Annotated in this window: 18 protein-coding genes; 9 read left to right on the forward strand and 9 right to left on the reverse strand. The window is 58.8% G+C overall.

Annotated elements, in window-relative coordinates; genetic code table 11:
- Nucleotides 1-471 precede the first annotated feature (471 nt).
- The 9 genes from E8L03_RS01875 (at nucleotide 472) to E8L03_RS01915 (ending at nucleotide 7,251) form a co-directional block, all read left to right on the forward strand.
- Nucleotides 472-726 carry a sulfurtransferase TusA family protein gene (locus tag E8L03_RS01875; RefSeq protein ID WP_144306467.1) on the forward strand — a complete coding sequence of 85 codons (255 nt, stop codon included), beginning with the start codon at nucleotides 472-474 and terminating at the stop codon, nucleotides 724-726.
- An 11-nt stretch (nucleotides 727-737) separates the two neighbouring features.
- Nucleotides 738-1,154, forward strand: coding sequence for a hydrogenase iron-sulfur subunit (locus E8L03_RS01880; RefSeq protein WP_144306468.1), 417 nt, complete (start codon nucleotides 738-740; stop codon nucleotides 1,152-1,154).
- A gap of 69 nt (nucleotides 1,155-1,223) precedes the next feature.
- The gene (locus E8L03_RS01885) at nucleotides 1,224-2,588 is read left to right on the forward strand and encodes an FAD-dependent oxidoreductase (RefSeq protein WP_144306469.1); all 1,365 of its coding nucleotides are present in this window, start codon (nucleotides 1,224-1,226) and stop codon (nucleotides 2,586-2,588) included.
- A complete protein-coding gene (locus E8L03_RS01890; protein WP_171266404.1) occupies nucleotides 2,581-4,548 on the forward strand; it encodes a CoB--CoM heterodisulfide reductase iron-sulfur subunit A family protein in 1,968 nt (655 codons plus the stop codon). The genes E8L03_RS01885 and E8L03_RS01890 overlap by 8 nt, the downstream gene beginning before the upstream one ends.
- Nucleotides 4,549-4,580: 32 nt before the next feature.
- Nucleotides 4,581-4,892, forward strand: a complete 312-nt coding sequence (locus E8L03_RS01895) for a winged helix-turn-helix domain-containing protein (RefSeq protein ID WP_171266405.1) — start codon at nucleotides 4,581-4,583, stop codon at nucleotides 4,890-4,892.
- 49 nt (nucleotides 4,893-4,941) lie between these two features.
- Nucleotides 4,942-5,244 (forward strand): 4Fe-4S dicluster domain-containing protein, encoded by a 303-nt coding sequence (locus E8L03_RS01900; RefSeq protein ID WP_144306472.1) that lies wholly within the window; start codon nucleotides 4,942-4,944, stop codon nucleotides 5,242-5,244.
- Nucleotides 5,244-6,170, forward strand: coding sequence for a (Fe-S)-binding protein (locus E8L03_RS01905; protein WP_171266406.1), 927 nt, complete (start codon nucleotides 5,244-5,246; stop codon nucleotides 6,168-6,170). The genes E8L03_RS01900 and E8L03_RS01905 overlap by 1 nt, the downstream gene beginning before the upstream one ends.
- Nucleotides 6,171-6,203: 33 nt before the next feature.
- Nucleotides 6,204-6,578 (forward strand): DsrE family protein, encoded by a 375-nt coding sequence (locus E8L03_RS01910; RefSeq protein ID WP_144306474.1) that lies wholly within the window; start codon nucleotides 6,204-6,206, stop codon nucleotides 6,576-6,578.
- Nucleotides 6,579-6,690: 112 nt separating this feature from the next.
- Entirely contained in the window at nucleotides 6,691-7,251 is a 561-nt protein-coding gene (locus E8L03_RS01915; protein ID WP_171266407.1) for a DsrE/DsrF/DrsH-like family protein, read from the forward strand.
- Nucleotides 7,252-7,349: 98 nt separating this feature from the next.
- Here E8L03_RS01915 and E8L03_RS01920 read toward each other — a convergent pair whose 3' ends face one another.
- The 9 genes from E8L03_RS01920 to E8L03_RS01960 all read right to left on the reverse strand — a co-directional run bounded on the left by E8L03_RS01920 (nucleotide 7,350) and on the right by E8L03_RS01960 (nucleotide 16,431).
- On the reverse strand, nucleotides 7,350-8,648 hold the full coding sequence (locus E8L03_RS01920; protein WP_171266408.1) for a PP2C family protein-serine/threonine phosphatase: 1,299 nt from the start codon (nucleotides 8,646-8,648) through the stop codon (nucleotides 7,350-7,352).
- Nucleotides 8,649-9,050: 402 nt separating this feature from the next.
- A complete protein-coding gene (locus E8L03_RS01925) occupies nucleotides 9,051-9,680 on the reverse strand; it encodes a nitroreductase family protein (RefSeq protein WP_144306477.1) in 630 nt (209 codons plus the stop codon).
- Nucleotides 9,681-9,893: 213 nt separating this feature from the next.
- Nucleotides 9,894-11,618: a tetratricopeptide repeat protein gene (locus tag E8L03_RS01930; RefSeq protein ID WP_171266409.1), complete on the reverse strand. Its 1,725-nt coding sequence runs from the start codon at nucleotides 11,616-11,618 to the stop codon at nucleotides 9,894-9,896.
- 415 nt (nucleotides 11,619-12,033) lie between these two features.
- Complete coding sequence (locus E8L03_RS01935; RefSeq protein WP_235896695.1) at nucleotides 12,034-12,900, reverse strand: cyclophilin-like fold protein; 867 nt, start codon at nucleotides 12,898-12,900, stop codon at nucleotides 12,034-12,036.
- A gap of 10 nt (nucleotides 12,901-12,910) precedes the next feature.
- Nucleotides 12,911-13,288, reverse strand: coding sequence for a tautomerase family protein (locus E8L03_RS20860; protein ID WP_208738263.1), 378 nt, complete (start codon nucleotides 13,286-13,288; stop codon nucleotides 12,911-12,913).
- A 59-nt stretch (nucleotides 13,289-13,347) separates the two neighbouring features.
- Entirely contained in the window at nucleotides 13,348-13,761 is a 414-nt protein-coding gene (locus tag E8L03_RS01945) for a cupin domain-containing protein (RefSeq protein ID WP_171266410.1), read from the reverse strand.
- A 119-nt stretch (nucleotides 13,762-13,880) separates the two neighbouring features.
- The gene (locus E8L03_RS01950) at nucleotides 13,881-14,897 is read right to left on the reverse strand and encodes a zinc-dependent alcohol dehydrogenase family protein (RefSeq protein WP_171266411.1); all 1,017 of its coding nucleotides are present in this window, start codon (nucleotides 14,895-14,897) and stop codon (nucleotides 13,881-13,883) included.
- A 25-nt stretch (nucleotides 14,898-14,922) separates the two neighbouring features.
- Nucleotides 14,923-15,684 carry an SDR family oxidoreductase gene (locus tag E8L03_RS01955; protein WP_171266412.1) on the reverse strand — a complete coding sequence of 254 codons (762 nt, stop codon included), beginning with the start codon at nucleotides 15,682-15,684 and terminating at the stop codon, nucleotides 14,923-14,925.
- A gap of 93 nt (nucleotides 15,685-15,777) precedes the next feature.
- Nucleotides 15,778-16,431: a carboxymuconolactone decarboxylase family protein gene (locus E8L03_RS01960; RefSeq protein WP_235896696.1), complete on the reverse strand. Its 654-nt coding sequence runs from the start codon at nucleotides 16,429-16,431 to the stop codon at nucleotides 15,778-15,780.
- Nucleotides 16,432-16,482 lie beyond the last annotated feature (51 nt).

A 16,482-nucleotide genomic window follows, 5' to 3' on the forward strand; every position in this document is an offset into this window, starting at 1 on the left:
GCTTGTTAACGAAACAGCTGTTCAGAAACATAACAGTTGAACACCCTCTACGCAAGGGGCGTGGCGAATTCTCTGGTCCAGTCACCCCGCTTTTAAAAAAATTTACAGTCAATACAAACAGTTGCTGAGTAATGTCGAAAATTCGCCACGGCCCGGCCGCGTTGGCACGCATGTCGCTATTACCCAGGGCAACGATGCAAACGATTGGGCACACATGGAGCGAAAGGGAATGGTCCGTGTCGACATCCGAAACTCAATCACCTCTCTGTCCATACTTCAGGTGGAAGCGATCATGAACAGATTGCCGCCGGGGGGGAGCATCGAGATCTTGTGCGACGATGAATCGTTCGTGGAGGATCTGAAACGAATCCGGAAGGACTGTTGTTTTGACCATATCAACTTCGAAGTCAAAGGGCCGTACACGGTAATCACCTTTGTTTTGAAACGAACCACACACAAGGAGATGTAGCCATGTCCGAGATCGATCTTTCCACAGTCGAAGTCAGCAGCACCGCAGATGCGCGTGGCAGCGCCTGCCCTGGCCCTCTTCTCGAAGCCAAGAAAGGCATCGGCAAGGTCAAGGTCGGCGAGATCATCGAGATCTACTCCAACGATTCCGGCACCCGGACCGACATCCCGGCCTGGTCCAAGAAGGTGGGCCACGAGTATCTGGGTATGCTCTCCGTGGACGGTTACGACAAGCACTTCGTCCGCCGGAAGAAGTAAGCGAGGTAGCTATGGGCCAGGCACGCGTGAACGAGCACGGAAAGATCCTGATTCTGGCGACCGAGAGCTGCGCCTATCCGGGCGCGGACTCCGTGGGCCAGGCGCACGCCTCGTATCCGCCCAACACGTACATCCTCAAGGTGAAGGCCCCGGTTCTCTTTCCGGAGCAATTCTACCTGGACTGTTTCAAGAAGGGGATCGGCGGAATCATCATCATGTCGTGCGGCGAAGAGTGCCCCTACGAGGGCGCATACAAGGCCATGGCGCAGCGGCTGGACAATATCTACGCCCTCATGAAGGAGCAGGGGCTGGATATCCGCAGGCTCCGGCTCACCGCCATCTGCACGGTGTGCAACAGGGCCTTCCTCAACGAAGTGAATCAGATGAACCAGGTTATCGAGGAGCTGGACCGGCCTACTCAGGCATGAGCAGGCCGGCCCGGCCCCGGCACACGACAAGCCGCGCCGACCCCGGCGTGCTTTGTCAGGGAGCACTACATGGACTCCGCACACGAATACGAGTTTGACGCCATCGTGATCGGAGGCGGCATAGGCGGCCTTCAATCCGCGCTGGACCTGGCAGACCAGGGCTACCGCACGGCCGTCATAGAGAAGGACGCCTCCATCGGCGGCAAGATGATCAGGCTGTCCAAGGTCTTCCCGACCCTGGACTGCGCAAGCTGCATCACCACGCCCAAGATGGCCGCCGCGGCGCACCACGAGCAGATAACCCTGTTCACCTACTGCGACGTTAACGATATCGAGCGCAAGGACGGCGCCATCGAGGCATCGGTAACGCAGCGGCCGCGCTACGTGGACATCGACAAGTGCATCGGCTGCCGCAAATGCGAGTACGAATGCCCGGTCTCGGTGCCGGACGTGGAGCAGGGCGGGTTCTCCGGCCGCAAGGCCATCCGCATCCCGTTCTCCAACGCCATTCCGCAAAAGGCCGTGCTGGACGTGACCAACTGCATGCTCTGCGGCAAGTGCGCCAGCATCTGCCCCACCGGCGCCATCGTCTACAACCAGCAGCCCGAGAGCTACCGGATCACGGCCAAGACCGCGGTCCTGGCCACCGGGTTCGAGCTGACATCCATCAACGACAAGCGCCAGTACGGCATGGGCGAAATCCCCAACGTCATCGACTCCATGCAGATGGAGCGGCTGCTGGCGCCCCACGGGCCCTATGGCCGGGTGCTGCGGCCCTCCGACGGCATGATCCCGGACTCCATTGCCTACGTGCAGTGCGCCGGGTCCCGCGATGCGAGCATGGGCGTTTCCTACTGCTCGCGGGTCTGCTGCATGTACGCCATCAAGCAGGCCATGCTGCTCTCGGGCTCGCTGCCGCTGGCGGACATCACCATCTACTACATGGACATCCGGGCTTTCGGGAAGAACTACGAGCAGTTCTACCAGAACGCCAAGGCCATGGGCATCGAGTTCGTCAAGGCCAAGGTCGCCTCGCTGGATACGGGCGAGGACGGCGCCGTGGCGGTTCACTACGAGGATCAGCAAGGCGAGGGCGTTACGACCCGCGAGCACGACATGGTCGTCCTCTCCGCCGGCATGTTGCCCGGCTGGTCGCCGCAGGGCCAGTGCCCCGTGTCCATCGGCGGGGACGGCTTCATCAAGACCATCCAGCCCAAGACCGGCCCGTCCCTCACCGATCTGGAAGGCGTGTTCGTAGCCGGCACGGCGGCAGGACCCAAGGACATCGTGGACACCATCACCGAGGCGGGTGGCGCGGCCATGGAAGCCGCAAAGTATCTGACCGCTCTGCATGAAGACGCCACAGAAGGCCAGTTGGCAAGTTCCCCGCAAGGTTTGGGGGACGAGAGAATCAAGGAGGCCGTCCATGAGTGACGCAAAGCAAAACAGCCCCGAAAACGCACCGGCCCCCGAGTCTTTGGAGAACAAGGAGTCGCAGGACCAGGCCAAGGTGGGCGTCTATATCTGCTACTGCGGCGGCAACATCTCCGACCACGTGGATGTGGAGAAAGTGCGCAGCCGTATGGAGAACGTTCCCGGCGTGGCCGTGGCCAGAACGAACATGTTCATGTGCTCGGACCCCGGCCAGGAGCTGATCATGGACGACCTCCGGAGCGGGGCCGTCAACCGGGTGGTGGTCGCGTCCTGCGCGCCCAGCCTGCATGAGACCACGTTCCGCTCGGCCATCGCCCGGGCCGGGGGCAACCCCTACCAGTACGAGCACGCCAACATCCGCGAGCAGGTCAGCTGGGTGCACCACGGCGATGCCGCCACGGACAAGGCCACGCGCCTGGTTTGTGCGGCCACGGGCAAGGCCCGGCTGATGCAACCCCTGGAGCCACTGCGCGTGGACGCACTGCGTCGCGGCCTGGTCATTGGCGGCGGTGTGGCCGGCATGCGCTCTGCCCTGGACATGGCCGATCGCGGCATCGAGACTGTGCTTATCGAGAAGTCTCCATACCTGGGCGGCGGCGTCTCCCGGTTAGGAAAACTGGCCCCCTACGGCGAGGACGCCGAGACCGTGGTCAGGGACCTGGCCGCCAGGACCCTGAGCCACCCGCGCATCACCGTGTACTGCGGCGCGAGCCTGAGTTCCTACGGCGGCTACGTGGGCAAGTTCTCCATAGAGCTCTCCACAACAGCAGCCGAAGACGAGGCCCCGAGCCCCGGGCAGTACGTTCCGGGCAAGGGCGTTGGCGGGCCGATGCTGCCGCAGAACATCGCGCTGGAAACCGGCGTGGTGGTCCTGGCTACCGGCTTCTCCTCGTACACACCCCATACCGGCGAGTACGGCTTTGGCGAGAACCAGGAGGTCATAACCCTGCCGGACCTGCTCCAGAAGCTGTCGGAAATGAAGGACGAGAAGGGCGGCCAGCTGCATCTGGACGGCCGGCGCATCCGCAGCCTGGCTATCATCCACTGCGTGGGCAGCCGGCAGATTCCCGGAGTCCACGAGGAAGACGAGAACGGGCACCTGAACGAGTACTGCTCGCGGGTCTGCTGCTCGGCCTCCATCAACGCGGCCAACACCATCCGCGAGTCCTTCCCGGACACCTCCGTGTACGAGCTGTACCGCGACATCCGCACCTACGGCCGCGGGCAGGAGGAGATGTACGCCCAGGCCTCGGCCAACCGGGTGGTCTTCATGCGCTTCAACGTGGAGGAGCCGCCTGTGGTGCGCCGCATCGCCGGCGAGTATCCCCTGGAGATCGAGGTGAAGGACGAGCTGACCTTTGGCGAGGAACTGCAGGTCCCGGTGGATCTGGTGGTCCTGGCCACAGGCATGGAGCCCGCGCCCATCCACGACCTGGTGGACATGCTCAAGCTGCCCGTGGGCGCGGACCGCTTCCTGCTGGAGGTGCATCCCAAGTTGCGGCCGGTGGAGCTGCCCATGGCCGGCGTGTTTCTGGCCGGCACCTGCCAGGCGCCCATGGACGTGGGCGAGGTCAGCAACGCCGCGTCGTCTGCGGCGGTCAAGGCCGTCTCGCTCCTGGGCAAGGGCTTTGTGGAGCTCGATCCATTCGTGGCCGAGGTGGACCTGCAGAAGTGCACAGGCGCGGGCGCCTGCGTGGACGCCTGCCTCAACGACGGCGCGCTCAAGCTGGTCGAGATGGAGGTTGGCGGCGAGACCGTGACCCGCGCGGAGGTGACGCCCGCCCTGTGCCTCGGCTGCGGCGCATGCGTGGCGGTCTGTCCGGAAAACGCAATCAACGTCAACGGTTGGACTCTGCGTCAGTACGAATCGATGGTGGACATGATCATCTCCGACGTCGCCTTTGAGGACTCTGGGGAGGCCAAGGAAGAACCCGCCGTCGAAGAAGAGACAGCCGCCTGATCCATAAGGTCAGATTTATAAGGAAGGACCCCATGGCACACGAACAGACACAAGGCGTTTTGGACAAGGAAGCGATGAAGGCGTTGCGCGGCGAGCGCAAACAGTGGGTGGAGGCCGCCTCCGCAAAGTCCCGCGAAAGCAGGAAGGCGATCAAGGCCGTGAAGGAGTTTCTGGCCAAGGACAGCGCTACGGTGCCGGAGATTGCCGAGGCCGCCGGCCTGCCCACGGACAAGACGCTCTGGATCATCGCCACAATGCGCAAGTTCGGCCAGGTGGCCGAGGCCGACAAGGACGGCAGCTACTACCGCTACGCCCTGACCGGCACGGATGCGGGCGACGAGTAATGCGGACGATTCCAAACCGCCGTACGCCTTTACGTTAAGGAGAATCAAGATGGCCACGGTCAATTCCGAGTTCATCAAAGAGCTGGAACAATCCGGCACAGATACCGGAGCCGAGTGTTTTAACTGCGGCACGTGCGCGGCGATATGCCCCCTGGTCTCGGACCATTTTCCCAGGAAGATGATCCGCTACATCCAGATAGGGGCCGAGGATCTGATCCTGAAGCACGCGCAGGAGCTGTGGCGCTGCCTGCATTGCGGGCTCTGCACGCAGACGTGCCCCCGGGGCGCCAACCCGGGCGAAGTACTCATGACCCTGAAACGGCGCGTCGTGGCCGAGTGGAGGAGGTCCTGATGTACAATCCAAGGGACATCATAGAGGTTCTGGCCGACAACGTGCGCAAGACCATGAGCCCGTTCGGCGTGCCCAAGGGCATGGTCAACACGTGGTGGAAGGACCAGAAGCTGGACAGGGACGGCGACGCCCTGCTGATGACCGGTCTGATGTACCAGTTCGTGCCGTACATCGAGACGGCCACCAAGCAGCTGGAACGGTTCGAGGACACCAGGTGGATGTCGTATCTGGGATACGCGCGCTTCGTGCCCAAGCTCATCTCCGGCGCCGGCCTGGCCATGCTCACCCCGGCGGCCGGCAAGCAGAAGGCCGGCCAGTACCTCAAGGATATCGTCAAGGTGCTGCGCAAGTCCGGGCAGAGCTTTGGCTACCGGCCCGAGCTGGACGAGTACAGCGGCATCCTGCTGTACGACCTGGGCGACCAGGAGAGCTTTGTCCGCCATGCCGAGCGCGTGGCCGAAAAGCTGCTCAAGGCCGGCGTGCACAAGATCATCACCATCGACCCGCACACGACCTATGCGCTCAAGGTGCTGTACCCAAAGTATGTGGGCGCGTCCTTCGAGGTGCACACGTACTTCGAGAACCTCACCCTGCACGGCGAGAACGGCGGCAAGAAGCTGACCCTGCACGATCCCTGCTTCTACGGCCGCTATCTGGAACTCTCGGACAAGCCGCGCAAGGCGCTGCAGGATCTGGGCTACGAGTGCGTGGATGTGCGCGAGTGCGGCACCTACACGAGCTGCTGCGGCGGGCCGGCCGAGTCCATCTCGCCCAAGCTGTCCTCCCAGATCGGCTCGCGGCGGCTGGAGTCCCTGGACTCCACAGGCGAGCAGGTCGTGGCCATGTGCCCGATCTGTCTGAATAATCTTGAGAAATCCGGCGCAAACATCGTGGATCTTTCCACGGTGCTGGCCAACAGCGTGTAACCGAATAATCAACCCGCAAGGAAGGGAAGAGCCATGTCCGAGAAACAGGAAAAGATTCTGTATATCGCCACCCACGCCAACGACGACCCCGAGAAGGCCCACCTGCCGTTCGTGCTGGGCAACGCAGCCCTGGCCATGGATATCCAGGCCACTGTGGTGCTGCAGTCCAACGGCGTGTACCTGGGTAAGAAGGGCTTTGTGGACAACATGGTGGCCGGCGGCGGGTTCCCGCCCATCAAGAAGCTGATGGAAGACTTCCGCAGCCTGGGCGGCGAGATCAAGGTCTGCAAGCCGTGCATCGCCGAGCGCAACATCGACGAGAGCGAACTCATCGAGGGTGCGGAGACCACGGCCGGCGGCGCAGTCAACGTGGCGGCCATCGAGGCCGACGCCGTGTTCGTATTTTAGCCGGCTGTTGAGAATCTCCGGCTGGCTGCGTTGCAGTCCGAGCCCCAGAAGCGGAGAGAGGATTGCCTCTCTCCGCATTGATTATTGAAGCATTTTACAAGGATGGCGTATTATGGAAGCCGATCTCATGCAGAATCTCGAAAAACGCATCGCACTCTTGGAAGAACGCATCGAGGAGATGCAGGCGCGGATGCCCGAGGACCAGCTCTCGATGGTTGTGTTCAGCGGCGAGCTCGACCGCCTGCTGGCGGCGTTTATCATCGCCGTGGGCGCGGCCGCGATGTACGACCGCGTAGTGATGTTCATGACCTTCTGGGGAACCACGGTGATGCGGGACCCGGCCAAGACCGTATCCAAGCCGGAGTTCACGGCCAAGATGTTCGACAAGATGCTGCCCAGCGGACCGGACGGCGTGCACCTTTCGCGCATGGACATGTTTGGCATGGGACGCAGGATGATGAAGTCTATCATGAAGAAGAAGGGCGTCCTCTCGCTGGACGATCTGATTCGGCAGGCCGCGGATTACGGCGTGGAGATCGTGATCTGCGAGATGTCTCTGGATGTCATGGGCCTGTCCGCGGACGAGCTGCGCGACTACCCCAACATCACCCTGGCCGGGGTTGCCAAGTTCCTGCAGGAGGCCAACCAGAGTGCCGTGACCCTGTTCATATAAAGGATGCGGCATGCAGAGCATGCCGCCGACCGCTGGATACAACAAGTTGGGGGGAGCCCTGGCAGGATGAAGAGCTGCCGGAGCTCCCCGGCGTGTTTTTAGTCAAAGCTGACCACGGCAATGGTGATGTCGTCGTCGCGTTCCTCGGTGCCGCAGTAATCCTGGAGCGAGTCGAGCAGGGCGGCGCGGACTGCCTCCGCCGGCTGCCCGGCATGGCTGCGGATTATCTCCTTGACGCGCTCGGCCCCGAACATGCCGCCGTCCAGGCGGGACGCCTCATAGATGCCGTCGGTGGCCACCACGCAGACGCTGCCCGGCGCGGGCGCAGGACACTCGAAGACCTGGTACTCGGTCTCCGCAATGCAGCCCAGGCAGGGGCCGCCGCCCTTGAGCTCCTGGAAGCTGTCGGCGGCCGGGTCGTAGAGCAGGGCTGGCGGGTTGCCTGCGCTGACCCAGCGCAGACGTTTGTGTTCCTGATCCAGTACGAGCAAAAAGAGGGTGCAAAAGTAACCCTCGCCCTCGGTATCCTGCGCGAACAGTGCGTTGACGTTGCCGATCATGGTCTGGGGCTTGTCCAGAAATTTGGACTGGGAGTGGATGTAGGCGCGCAGCGAGACCATCAGCAGGCCGGCGGACAGGTCGTGGCCCACGGCGTCAGCCACCACGATGCCCAGCACGCTCTCCCCGTTCTGCGGCGCAAGGTAGCCCAGGTAGTCCCCGCCGAACTTCTTGCAGCTTATGGAGGATGCGCTGATGCGGCAGCCGGGCAGGGCCGGATCTGAATCCGGCAGGAGCATCTTGCGCAGCTCCTCGGCGCGCAGAAACTCGGACTCCAGGCTCTGGAGCTCCAGCTCATTCAGGTGGTGGTAGGCGTTCTGAATGGAGATGGCGGCCTGGCGGCAGGCCAGCTCGAAGATCTCCTGATCGTCGTCGTCAAACACGCCGCCCAGGCGCTTGTTGGTGATCTTGGCCACGCCCAGCACGCGGTCGTTGGCCATGAGCGGGATGCACAGGGTGGTCTCTACTTCGCAGGATCCGGCCAGTGGGGAGATGAGGTCCCTGCCGGGCTCCAGCTCTTCGCTGGTTACGTGGATGGTGCGCCGCTCCTGCCAGGCGCGGCCGGGAATCTTCTCGCCGGGTTTGAGCCGCTGTCCCGCAGGGATGGCGCTGCCGAGGGGGCCCTTGGACAGGCTCAGGAAGAGCTCGTTTCTGGATTCGTCCACCAGGTAGAGACTGCAGTTCTCCGCGCCCAAGTTGTCCATGACATTGAGCATAAGGCTGTCCAGCACCACCTCCAGAGAAAGAGACGAGGAGATGTCGTAGCAGGAGGTGAAGCATTGGCGCAGGCGCATCAGTTGCCTGTGTGATCGCTTCAGTTGGTCGATGTCTATATTCATTGCGTTACTGTACTCCAAAATTAAATAATGATGCAAGAATGTTAATAACACTTAAGTGTATCTGGAAGTATCATACAACAGCACTATGAAATATGGCCGTATAGTGCCTTGTGTAATGGATGAATATTAGTTCAACGATGACTACTTGGCAATAGAATGCTGTTGTTGCGCTACAAAATACTTGAGACAGACGGCAGTGCATGCACAATGCGCGGTAGAGTGCGAGCCAGAACTTGTCTGTATCGGATACGAATTACGCTGCTGGAGCGCGGCAATATGATAGAGACCAAAGGAAAAGGGGACATACGATTTTTCGCACGTCCCCTTTTGTGTGTTGTGAATGCGATCTCACGGCTTGGAGCAGAAGCGCTGGCCGCGGCGCACATCAACGATTCAACCAGCTTACGGAAGGATGATCTCCTCCAGGGGCTTGCGATTGTGCTCCGTGGGTTGGCCCGGAGCCGGGTGCCCCACGGCGAGCAGGCCCACGATGCGTAGCGCGGGGTCGATGCCCAGCAATTCCTTGACCTTCTGCTCGTTGAACATGCCTACCCAGCAGGTGCCGAGCCCCATCTCCACGGCGCGCAGCATCATGAAGGAGACCGAGAGCGCCACGTTCATGGCCGCGGCGCCAAACTTGGCACTCTCTGCCGCCGAAGCCTCACGCTCGGCATATGCCTCGACGCCTTCCATGGTGTCGCCCTGCATGATGTTGTGTTCCTTGTAGAAAAATACGCTGGCCTGGGTATCGCGCACGTATCCGGAGATGTCGGCGCAGCAGGCGATGATGGCCCCGGCGCCGGCGAGCCAGGTCTGCGTGCGGGAGACCTCCTTGGTGCCGAATTGTTCAAGGATGGCCGGGTCCTGCGTTACCTTGTAGCGCCACGGCTGGGAGTTCAGGCTGGACGGCGCCAGCCGCGCCGCCTGGAACAGGGCGTCCAACTGCTCGGGGGTGACTGGTTCCTTGGTGAAGGCGCGGACGCTGTGCCGCTGCGAGATGGCGTCCATGACGCCGAGGGATGCTGTGCTCATGACGAACCACCTTGTTTGAAGGGTTTATAATTCCAGCTAAAAAGAATCGTATACTCCTGATGCAGGGCTCCTTCAAGACGGTGTGGCGAAATTGTAGGGAATGAAACGCGCGATCGTCGTTCAACGCTCAGGGAGCGCCGTTCAGCGTCACGGGTTGGATGGAAAAGGTACGCCGGAAGAGTAGATGGCAGCAGCGGGCGGCTGCAACACGTATCACGGTGTGTGCAGACGGGCGTCGATTTCCTTCAAAAGCTCAGGATCGTCGACCTCTGGAGTGACAGCTTCAAGCTCGTGCAGGACTTTTTCATTGTTCGGGGCAACTTTCAATGCATCAAGCAGAGTGTGAGCAGAAGCATTGGGGTGTTGCATCATCTTTAATAAATTTGCCTTAAGTATCCAAGATTCCATCACGCTAGGATAGTCGCGAATGGATTTATCCAACGATTGTATGGCTTTTTCGTTATTGTCTTGCTTGTAGTATGCATATCCAAGGTAGTAACTAACTCCACTTGGAACGAATTTGGATCTATCAGCAATCGCAAGATAATGAATTGCTTCTTTTGTTTTGCCTTTTAAAACCAATATCTTACCAAGACCGGCGTATGCCATGATTCCATTAGGCGAAACCTGTATTGCCTGTCGGTATAATTTTTCAGTGAGATCGAGGTTTTTGTATTTCTCAAAAGCAAGCTGGGCGAGGTAAGTTAAAGAGGAGTAACTTTCCGGATTCACCTCCACAGCCCGTATGTGCAGCGTGTCTCTGGTTTTCCAGTATCCGACCTGATGAAATCCAAGGGCGGCAAAACATGATAACAGTATTAATATAGAAACATGTCCAACTATCTTAAGGTGCTGCCAAAATAATGCCACCAAGAGCGCAGGTCCGATCATCGCCAGGTACATGTACCGATCAGCAACAGTCGAGTAGGCCTGATAGCCGAACGGAATAAGACCCAAGACAGGAAGCAAGGCAGCGACCATAAGCAGCATTGGATAGATGGCGAATCCAATACGACGTCGGAATACAAAAAGGATGAGGAGCAGGGCGAGCGGCAAGAAAATGTTGATGTTGGATAACGAGTTCGCGAGAGCTACCTGCGGAGTCCGGCCGTAGCCGAAGCTAAGACTGGTTGGAAATAGTAGCGAGGATATATAAAAACCCAAAGCGTCCAGCGCGACCAAAGGACGGAGCAATACCGAATGTATACTCATCGAACTGTTTGGGTCCTGCACGCTGAAGTTAATACACGTTAGTATAATGGCAGCAAAAAACCAAGGCCAGAGTCTCCGCAATGATGTCAGAATTGAACGCCTGTACATCATGTGTTCCAAGATCAACGCCAGGAGCGGTACAATTGTTGTAGAAGGCTTGCAGAGCAATGCCATGATATAAAAAACAAAGGCGAGTATGTACCGCTTCCCAATGGTGTCGCGTTCTACACCTGTCAGGTAAAACCGTAGGGCCAAGAAAGAGAATAGCGTTGCCCAGAGACCACGGAACTCCGATATCCAGGCTACGGACTCTGCTTGTATGGGGTGAATGGCGAATAACATCGTACCGGCAAACGATGCCGCACATGATTCTGTTATGGATAGTAGTAGAGCAAAGAGCAATGCGCAGTTTGCAAAATGAAGAACAATATTAGCTGCGTGGAATGGAGTAGGATCGAAACTCGTTGGAGAGGAACCATCTGCAGCCAAAGAAGCAGGGATCATCAGCAGCGTGTAGGATAAGGGGATGTAAAGACCCTGATATGAATTTTTCCAGAAGTATGTAAGATTATTAAAAGTAATGGGGTGAATGTGGGTGTTTTGTGTAATATGCAAAGTATCGTCAGAGACGAAGTTGAAATGCAAGGAGCGGCCATATACAGTCAATACGAGTATAGCTAGTATTCCCAGGAATATCAGCTTGGAATATTTTTGTGATATTTTCATACCGTATTCTATCAGGGTAAAGATGTGTGTTGCGTTCACGTTAGATAAATTCTTTTGCCATTGGTCCGGTCCATAGAGCCTAACAGCCCACCAGGACAGAATAATTTCAAACGATCTGGTACAGTAAATAGAATGCCGTGTCCAATGCTTTGCACCGGGAAGGCGTTTTTAGGCTATCTGGAGATGGCGTAGGACAAAACCCAGGCGTGAGAGGGCGCCTTCGGACTTTGAGATACTTACATTCGATGTGGAGGCGATCACGGCCCAGTCTGCAAGGCGTAATCCCAATGTACTGAATTTTGCGAGTCAAAAACTCGTGCAATTCAGGTTGTTGTTATAGTATCGAGTATAGAGAACCATGCGCAATAGCGCTGCACTCCATAATGTTATTTGCAGACGTTGAGCAGTGTCATTGTTACGGCGTGTTTCCTGTCCCGATGCGTATCGTTCCAGATAATTGCTTGATATGCTCGCGTCCCGTTATGGCATGGCCCAGTTCGTATAAACCAGAAGCCGAGCCAAAGCTGCCGTAGAACATGACGACGTCTCCCCATGGTGCGTAGTAGGCGAGAGTTCCAGCCTGAACGTTTTTGGCGAGCGGTGTGTTGGCAGTATTCAGCTTCTTGGGCGGATAGAAGATCTTCTCATTGCTGCTGTAGTTTTCTACGGCTATGTCCAACGGCAGCTGGCTGTAAAGCTCTTTAGCTGCCGAGCTGTCATTGAGTTCAAACACAATAGTATTTCCATTCGCACTCACGGTCATCTGCATGGTTGCTTCATCTCCTGCTGCATTCTGTTCGATTTTTTGGATGATGGCATTGCCCGACATTTCGGCTATATCATCGATTCCGCTTAAGCCGACACCAAGGCGGTGCATTTCATCGCCCGCGTAGAAGTCCTTGTAGAGCATGAACGCGTCACCCCAGGGTTCATAGTAGCTCAGCTCTCCCTTTTTGCCGTCGTGATACGCCTCGTTGGCAGTCACGCTCAGCTTTTTGGGTGGATAAAACATCCACTGGGCATCGCGAAAGTTGGTCAAATCCAGTTTAAGGGGCAGTTGGTCGTAGAACTCTTGTGCGGCTTTGGTGCCATACAACTGGAATGTTGCCGTATGTCCCTTGGAGGTGATTGTTACCTTCATATCGGACAAAGCAAGGCCATTGACCAAGGAATCACTATCCGCTTCAGACGCTCTCGCTTTTCCGATGCAGGCAACAATGGAAGCACAAACGATGAACCCAAACAAAAGCATAGGCGCAAGGCGAATTATATTCGTATACACAATCGTCTCCCTACATGGAGTACCCTGGTTTCTTGTAAAGGGTGTCCATCTGTTCTCGAATTTCCGGATCATAGACCTTTTCCTTCCAGTCGCCGGAGGAGACTTCTTCAATAGAGACAGTTACCGATCTTTCTTCGCATCCGATGATATCGACCACATCTTGCACAATGGCGTCGGCGAGTCGTTGCTTGGTCTCTTCCGACCTTCCAGGGAAGAGCTTGACGCTGATATGCGGCATGGTGTTCTCCTCTAGTCCTTCCGATGCCAGCGCTTCGGACTCTGCGATTCCTCCAGCGCTGATGATCCCGGTAAGCTCCCATGTGACAGCAGCACCGAGGGCGACAGCACCCGTGGCCATGAAGTTGCGGCGCGACAGTTTGCTCTCCATCCTTCCCTCGATGCTGAGTCTCCGTATGTTCACCACATGGAACGTGATGCAAAAACAGCCTAATCGAGCGCGGCGTACTCGTCGTCCGAAACCGGATCCAGCCACTCGTTGCTTGTGTTCTCGCCAGGAACCTCCACGGCCAGGTGCGTGAACCAGCTGTCTTTGGCCGCTCCATGCCAGTGCTTCATGCCGGCGGGAATATTGACGACATCCCCGGGTTTCAGCGCACGAGCCGGCTTCTCCCCTTCCTGGTACCAGCCGCGTCCGGCTGTACACAGCAGAATCTGTCCGCCGCCCTTGTCCGCGTGGTGAATGTGCCAGTTGTTGCGGCACTTCGGTTCAAAGGTGACATTGGCAACGGTAACGCCCTCCGTGGAGAGGATCTTCAGATAGCTCTGCCCCACAAAGTATTTCGCATACGCTGTGTTTTCCTCACCCCGTCCAAAAACATTCGTATCGCAGGATTCAGACATTGGTATCACTCCTTTTCGTTTATCCTTGTTGTTGAAGCATCACACTGCAACCGCGTCAGCGTGCTCATCCAACTGTACACGCTGACGCCAGCAGAGTCTCGTGGACCAGGATTGTCCAGCTACGGGCGCAGGAGCACCTTGATCGCGCGGCGCTCGTCCATCGCGCGGTAGCCTTCCGCCACCTGGTCCAGCGGCAGGGTCATGTCGAATACCTTGCCAGGGCTGATCTTTCCGCTCCAGACAAGATCGATCAGCTCGGGCAGGAAGCGCCGCACCGGGGCCGGACCGCCATGGAGGTGGACGTGTGCAAAGAACAGCGCCTCTCCGTCGAGCGCGACGCCGTGCGGAACGCCGACGTAGCCGACATATCCGCCCGGCCTGATGGAACCGATCGCCTGCATCATCGACTGCTGCGTGCCGACACATTCCAGCACGGAATCTGCGCCGATGCCGGACGTCATCTCCTTGATGCGGGCCACGCCCTCGTCACCGCGTTCTGTCACGATGTCCGTTGCGCCGAACTCCCGGGCAAGCTTTTGCCGCGGCTCGTGGCGGCTCATGGCGATAATCCGTCCGGCGCCCATCTGCTTGGCGGAGAGCACGCCAAGGAGTCCTACAGCTCCATCGCCAACAACAACGGCCGTCTTGCCCGGCTGCACATTGGCCGCAACGGCTGCGAACCAGCCGGTGCCCATGACGTCGGAGAGCGCCAGCAGGCTTGGCAACAGGTCGTCGGCCGGGATCTCCGGAGTCGCCACCAGGGTTCCGTCGGCAAGCGGCACGCGCAGCATGGATGCCTGCGCTGTGGTGACAAACTCCCTGTGCTGGCACGACGACTGGTATCCGGCCTGGCAGTGGGGGCAGGTGTTGTCGGAAGCGAAGAACGAGCCGATAACGAACTGGCCGGGCTTGATCGAAGTGACGTCACTGCCAACCTCTTCGACGATGCCACAGTACTCGTGCCCCATGGGCGTCGGCTCGGTGATCTCCTGGATGCCCCGATATGGCCACAGGTCGGACCCGCAAACGCAGGCCGCCGAAACCCGGATGAGGGCATCTGTCGGATGAATGATTTTCGGGTCGTCGCGCTCTTCGAAACGGATGTCGCGTGGACCGTACAGCATAGCTCCTTTCATGATGATTCTCCTGTGTGTCGCCACCTCATTGAATGGTATAGCCGCCGTCCACGACGAGGGCATGGCCGATCACGTAGGCGGCTCCGGGGCTGCAGAGCCAAAGCACGGCGGAGGCAATTTCCTCGGGCAGGCCGAGGCGCGCGATCGGCACCAGCTTCATCAGCTCGGCCATGGCGTCGCCTTCGCTCTCCTTCATGCCGGCGACCATCGGTGTGTCAATGATTCCGGGGCACACGGCATTGATGCGGATGCCCCTGGATGCATACTCGAGCGCCGCACTCTTGGTGAGGCCGATCACCCCGTGCTTGGAGGCGTGGTACGCAGCCCGGCCGGCAATGCCGACAAGCCCGCCAAGGGATGAGGTGTTGACGATGGCGCCGCTACCTTGCTCGCGCATCTGGATCAGCTCGTACTTCATGCAGCTCCAGATGCCGCGCAGGTTGATCGCATTCACCCGGTCGAACTCTTCTCCGCTCGCATCCGCGGTTTCCGCGATGGGGCTCTGTACGCCGGCATTGTTGAACGCCGCGTCGAGCCGGCCGAAGGTTGATACGGTTTTCTCGACCATCTCCTGCACCTGGCTTTCGACGCTCACATCGCAGGGTACGGCCAGTGCCTTGTGTCCCGCCGATTCGAGCTCCTTGACCCGCGCGTGCAGCTTGTCCTCGCTTCGCGCCGAGATGACGACCGCGGCGCCGGCCTCGGCAAAGGCTTTGGCCGTTGCCCAGCCGATGCCGGAAGCACCGCCGGTGATAAGGGCGACCTGGTTCTCGAATGATATGTTCATGGCAATTCTCCAATAAATACGGCCTTGGATAGCGCCTCCCTCGATCGGCACATCGGGATCAGCGCGGGGTGATAGAGGGAGACGCCTTTGAGGCTACTTCCGTTCGCTCAAAACGCTTTGAAGCACCTCTTTGGCCTGTGCAGCTTCTTTTTCTCCCACGCGGGAGTCGAGCACCACGATGAAGTCCTGCATCTGGGCTTCCGTGAGCCCCGAGTTCATGGCCGCGCCAAAGTGGAACTTGAGCTGCCCGGCGGTGCCGGTCATGTTCGCAAGCGCCGCGATGGTAGCCAGCTCCCGGGCCTGATGGTCCAGAACGTCACGCGCAAATATATCCGCGAAGAGGTGTTCCTTGAGGTATGAGTCGATGACCGGCGAGAACTTCTGCCACGCGGCAGGAGGCGGCACCTCGTCGAGCCCGGAGAGTTGGGCCCGAATCCTGGCGCCGTACTCGTCCCGGTCCATATCCGCGGGCAGCGGGCTGGCCTCCTTGCCCACCTCGTCTTCGATGCCTTGCGCCTTCCGCTCTTCCAGCACGCCCATGAAGGTAAAGATGCCGTTCAGGCTGCGGGGGAAGCCGGCATAGGCGTACATCTGAACCAGAACTTCCTTGATCTCGTTGATGGTCAGACCGGCGTCCAGGCCTTCAACCAATGCCGGTTTGAGCCTGTCGAGCTCACCGCTTGCCGTGAACGCGGCAATGGTGACGATACTCTGCTGTTTTTCATCCAAAGACGTTTCGTTTGTCATACTCTGAGCTCCCGAACGTGTTGCGATACTGAATATAAGAAAAACTGCGAC

The sequence above is a fragment of the Oceanidesulfovibrio marinus genome, assembly GCF_013085545.1.
Classification (GTDB): Bacteria; Desulfobacterota; Desulfovibrionia; order Desulfovibrionales; family Desulfovibrionaceae; genus Oceanidesulfovibrio; species Oceanidesulfovibrio marinus.

Bases quoted from the DNA above. Each gene is read 5' to 3' on its own strand.
- E8L03_RS01875 (WP_144306467.1), top strand. From the start codon at position 472: ATGTCCGAGATCGATCTTTCCACAGTCGAAGTCAGCAGCACCGCAGAT.
- E8L03_RS01880 (WP_144306468.1), top strand. From the start codon at position 738: ATGGGCCAGGCACGCGTGAACGAGCACGGAAAGATCCTGATTCTGGCG.
- E8L03_RS01885 (WP_144306469.1), top strand. From the start codon at position 1,224: ATGGACTCCGCACACGAATACGAGTTTGACGCCATCGTGATCGGAGGC.
- E8L03_RS01890 (WP_171266404.1), top strand. From the start codon at position 2,581: ATGAGTGACGCAAAGCAAAACAGCCCCGAAAACGCACCGGCCCCCGAG.
- E8L03_RS01895 (WP_171266405.1), top strand. From the start codon at position 4,581: ATGGCACACGAACAGACACAAGGCGTTTTGGACAAGGAAGCGATGAAG.
- E8L03_RS01900 (WP_144306472.1), top strand. From the start codon at position 4,942: ATGGCCACGGTCAATTCCGAGTTCATCAAAGAGCTGGAACAATCCGGC.
- E8L03_RS01905 (WP_171266406.1), top strand. From the start codon at position 5,244: ATGTACAATCCAAGGGACATCATAGAGGTTCTGGCCGACAACGTGCGC.
- E8L03_RS01910 (WP_144306474.1), top strand. From the start codon at position 6,204: ATGTCCGAGAAACAGGAAAAGATTCTGTATATCGCCACCCACGCCAAC.
- E8L03_RS01915 (WP_171266407.1), top strand. From the start codon at position 6,691: ATGGAAGCCGATCTCATGCAGAATCTCGAAAAACGCATCGCACTCTTG.
- E8L03_RS01920 (WP_171266408.1), bottom strand. From the start codon at position 8,648: ATGAATATAGACATCGACCAACTGAAGCGATCACACAGGCAACTGATG.
- E8L03_RS01925 (WP_144306477.1), bottom strand. From the start codon at position 9,680: ATGAGCACAGCATCCCTCGGCGTCATGGACGCCATCTCGCAGCGGCAC.
- E8L03_RS01930 (WP_171266409.1), bottom strand. From the start codon at position 11,618: ATGAAAATATCACAAAAATATTCCAAGCTGATATTCCTGGGAATACTA.
- E8L03_RS20860 (WP_208738263.1), bottom strand. From the start codon at position 13,288: ATGGAGAGCAAACTGTCGCGCCGCAACTTCATGGCCACGGGTGCTGTC.
- E8L03_RS01945 (WP_171266410.1), bottom strand. From the start codon at position 13,761: ATGTCTGAATCCTGCGATACGAATGTTTTTGGACGGGGTGAGGAAAAC.
- E8L03_RS01950 (WP_171266411.1), bottom strand. From the start codon at position 14,897: ATGAAAGGAGCTATGCTGTACGGTCCACGCGACATCCGTTTCGAAGAG.
- E8L03_RS01955 (WP_171266412.1), bottom strand. From the start codon at position 15,684: ATGAACATATCATTCGAGAACCAGGTCGCCCTTATCACCGGCGGTGCT.
- E8L03_RS01960 (WP_235896696.1), bottom strand. From the start codon at position 16,431: ATGACAAACGAAACGTCTTTGGATGAAAAACAGCAGAGTATCGTCACC.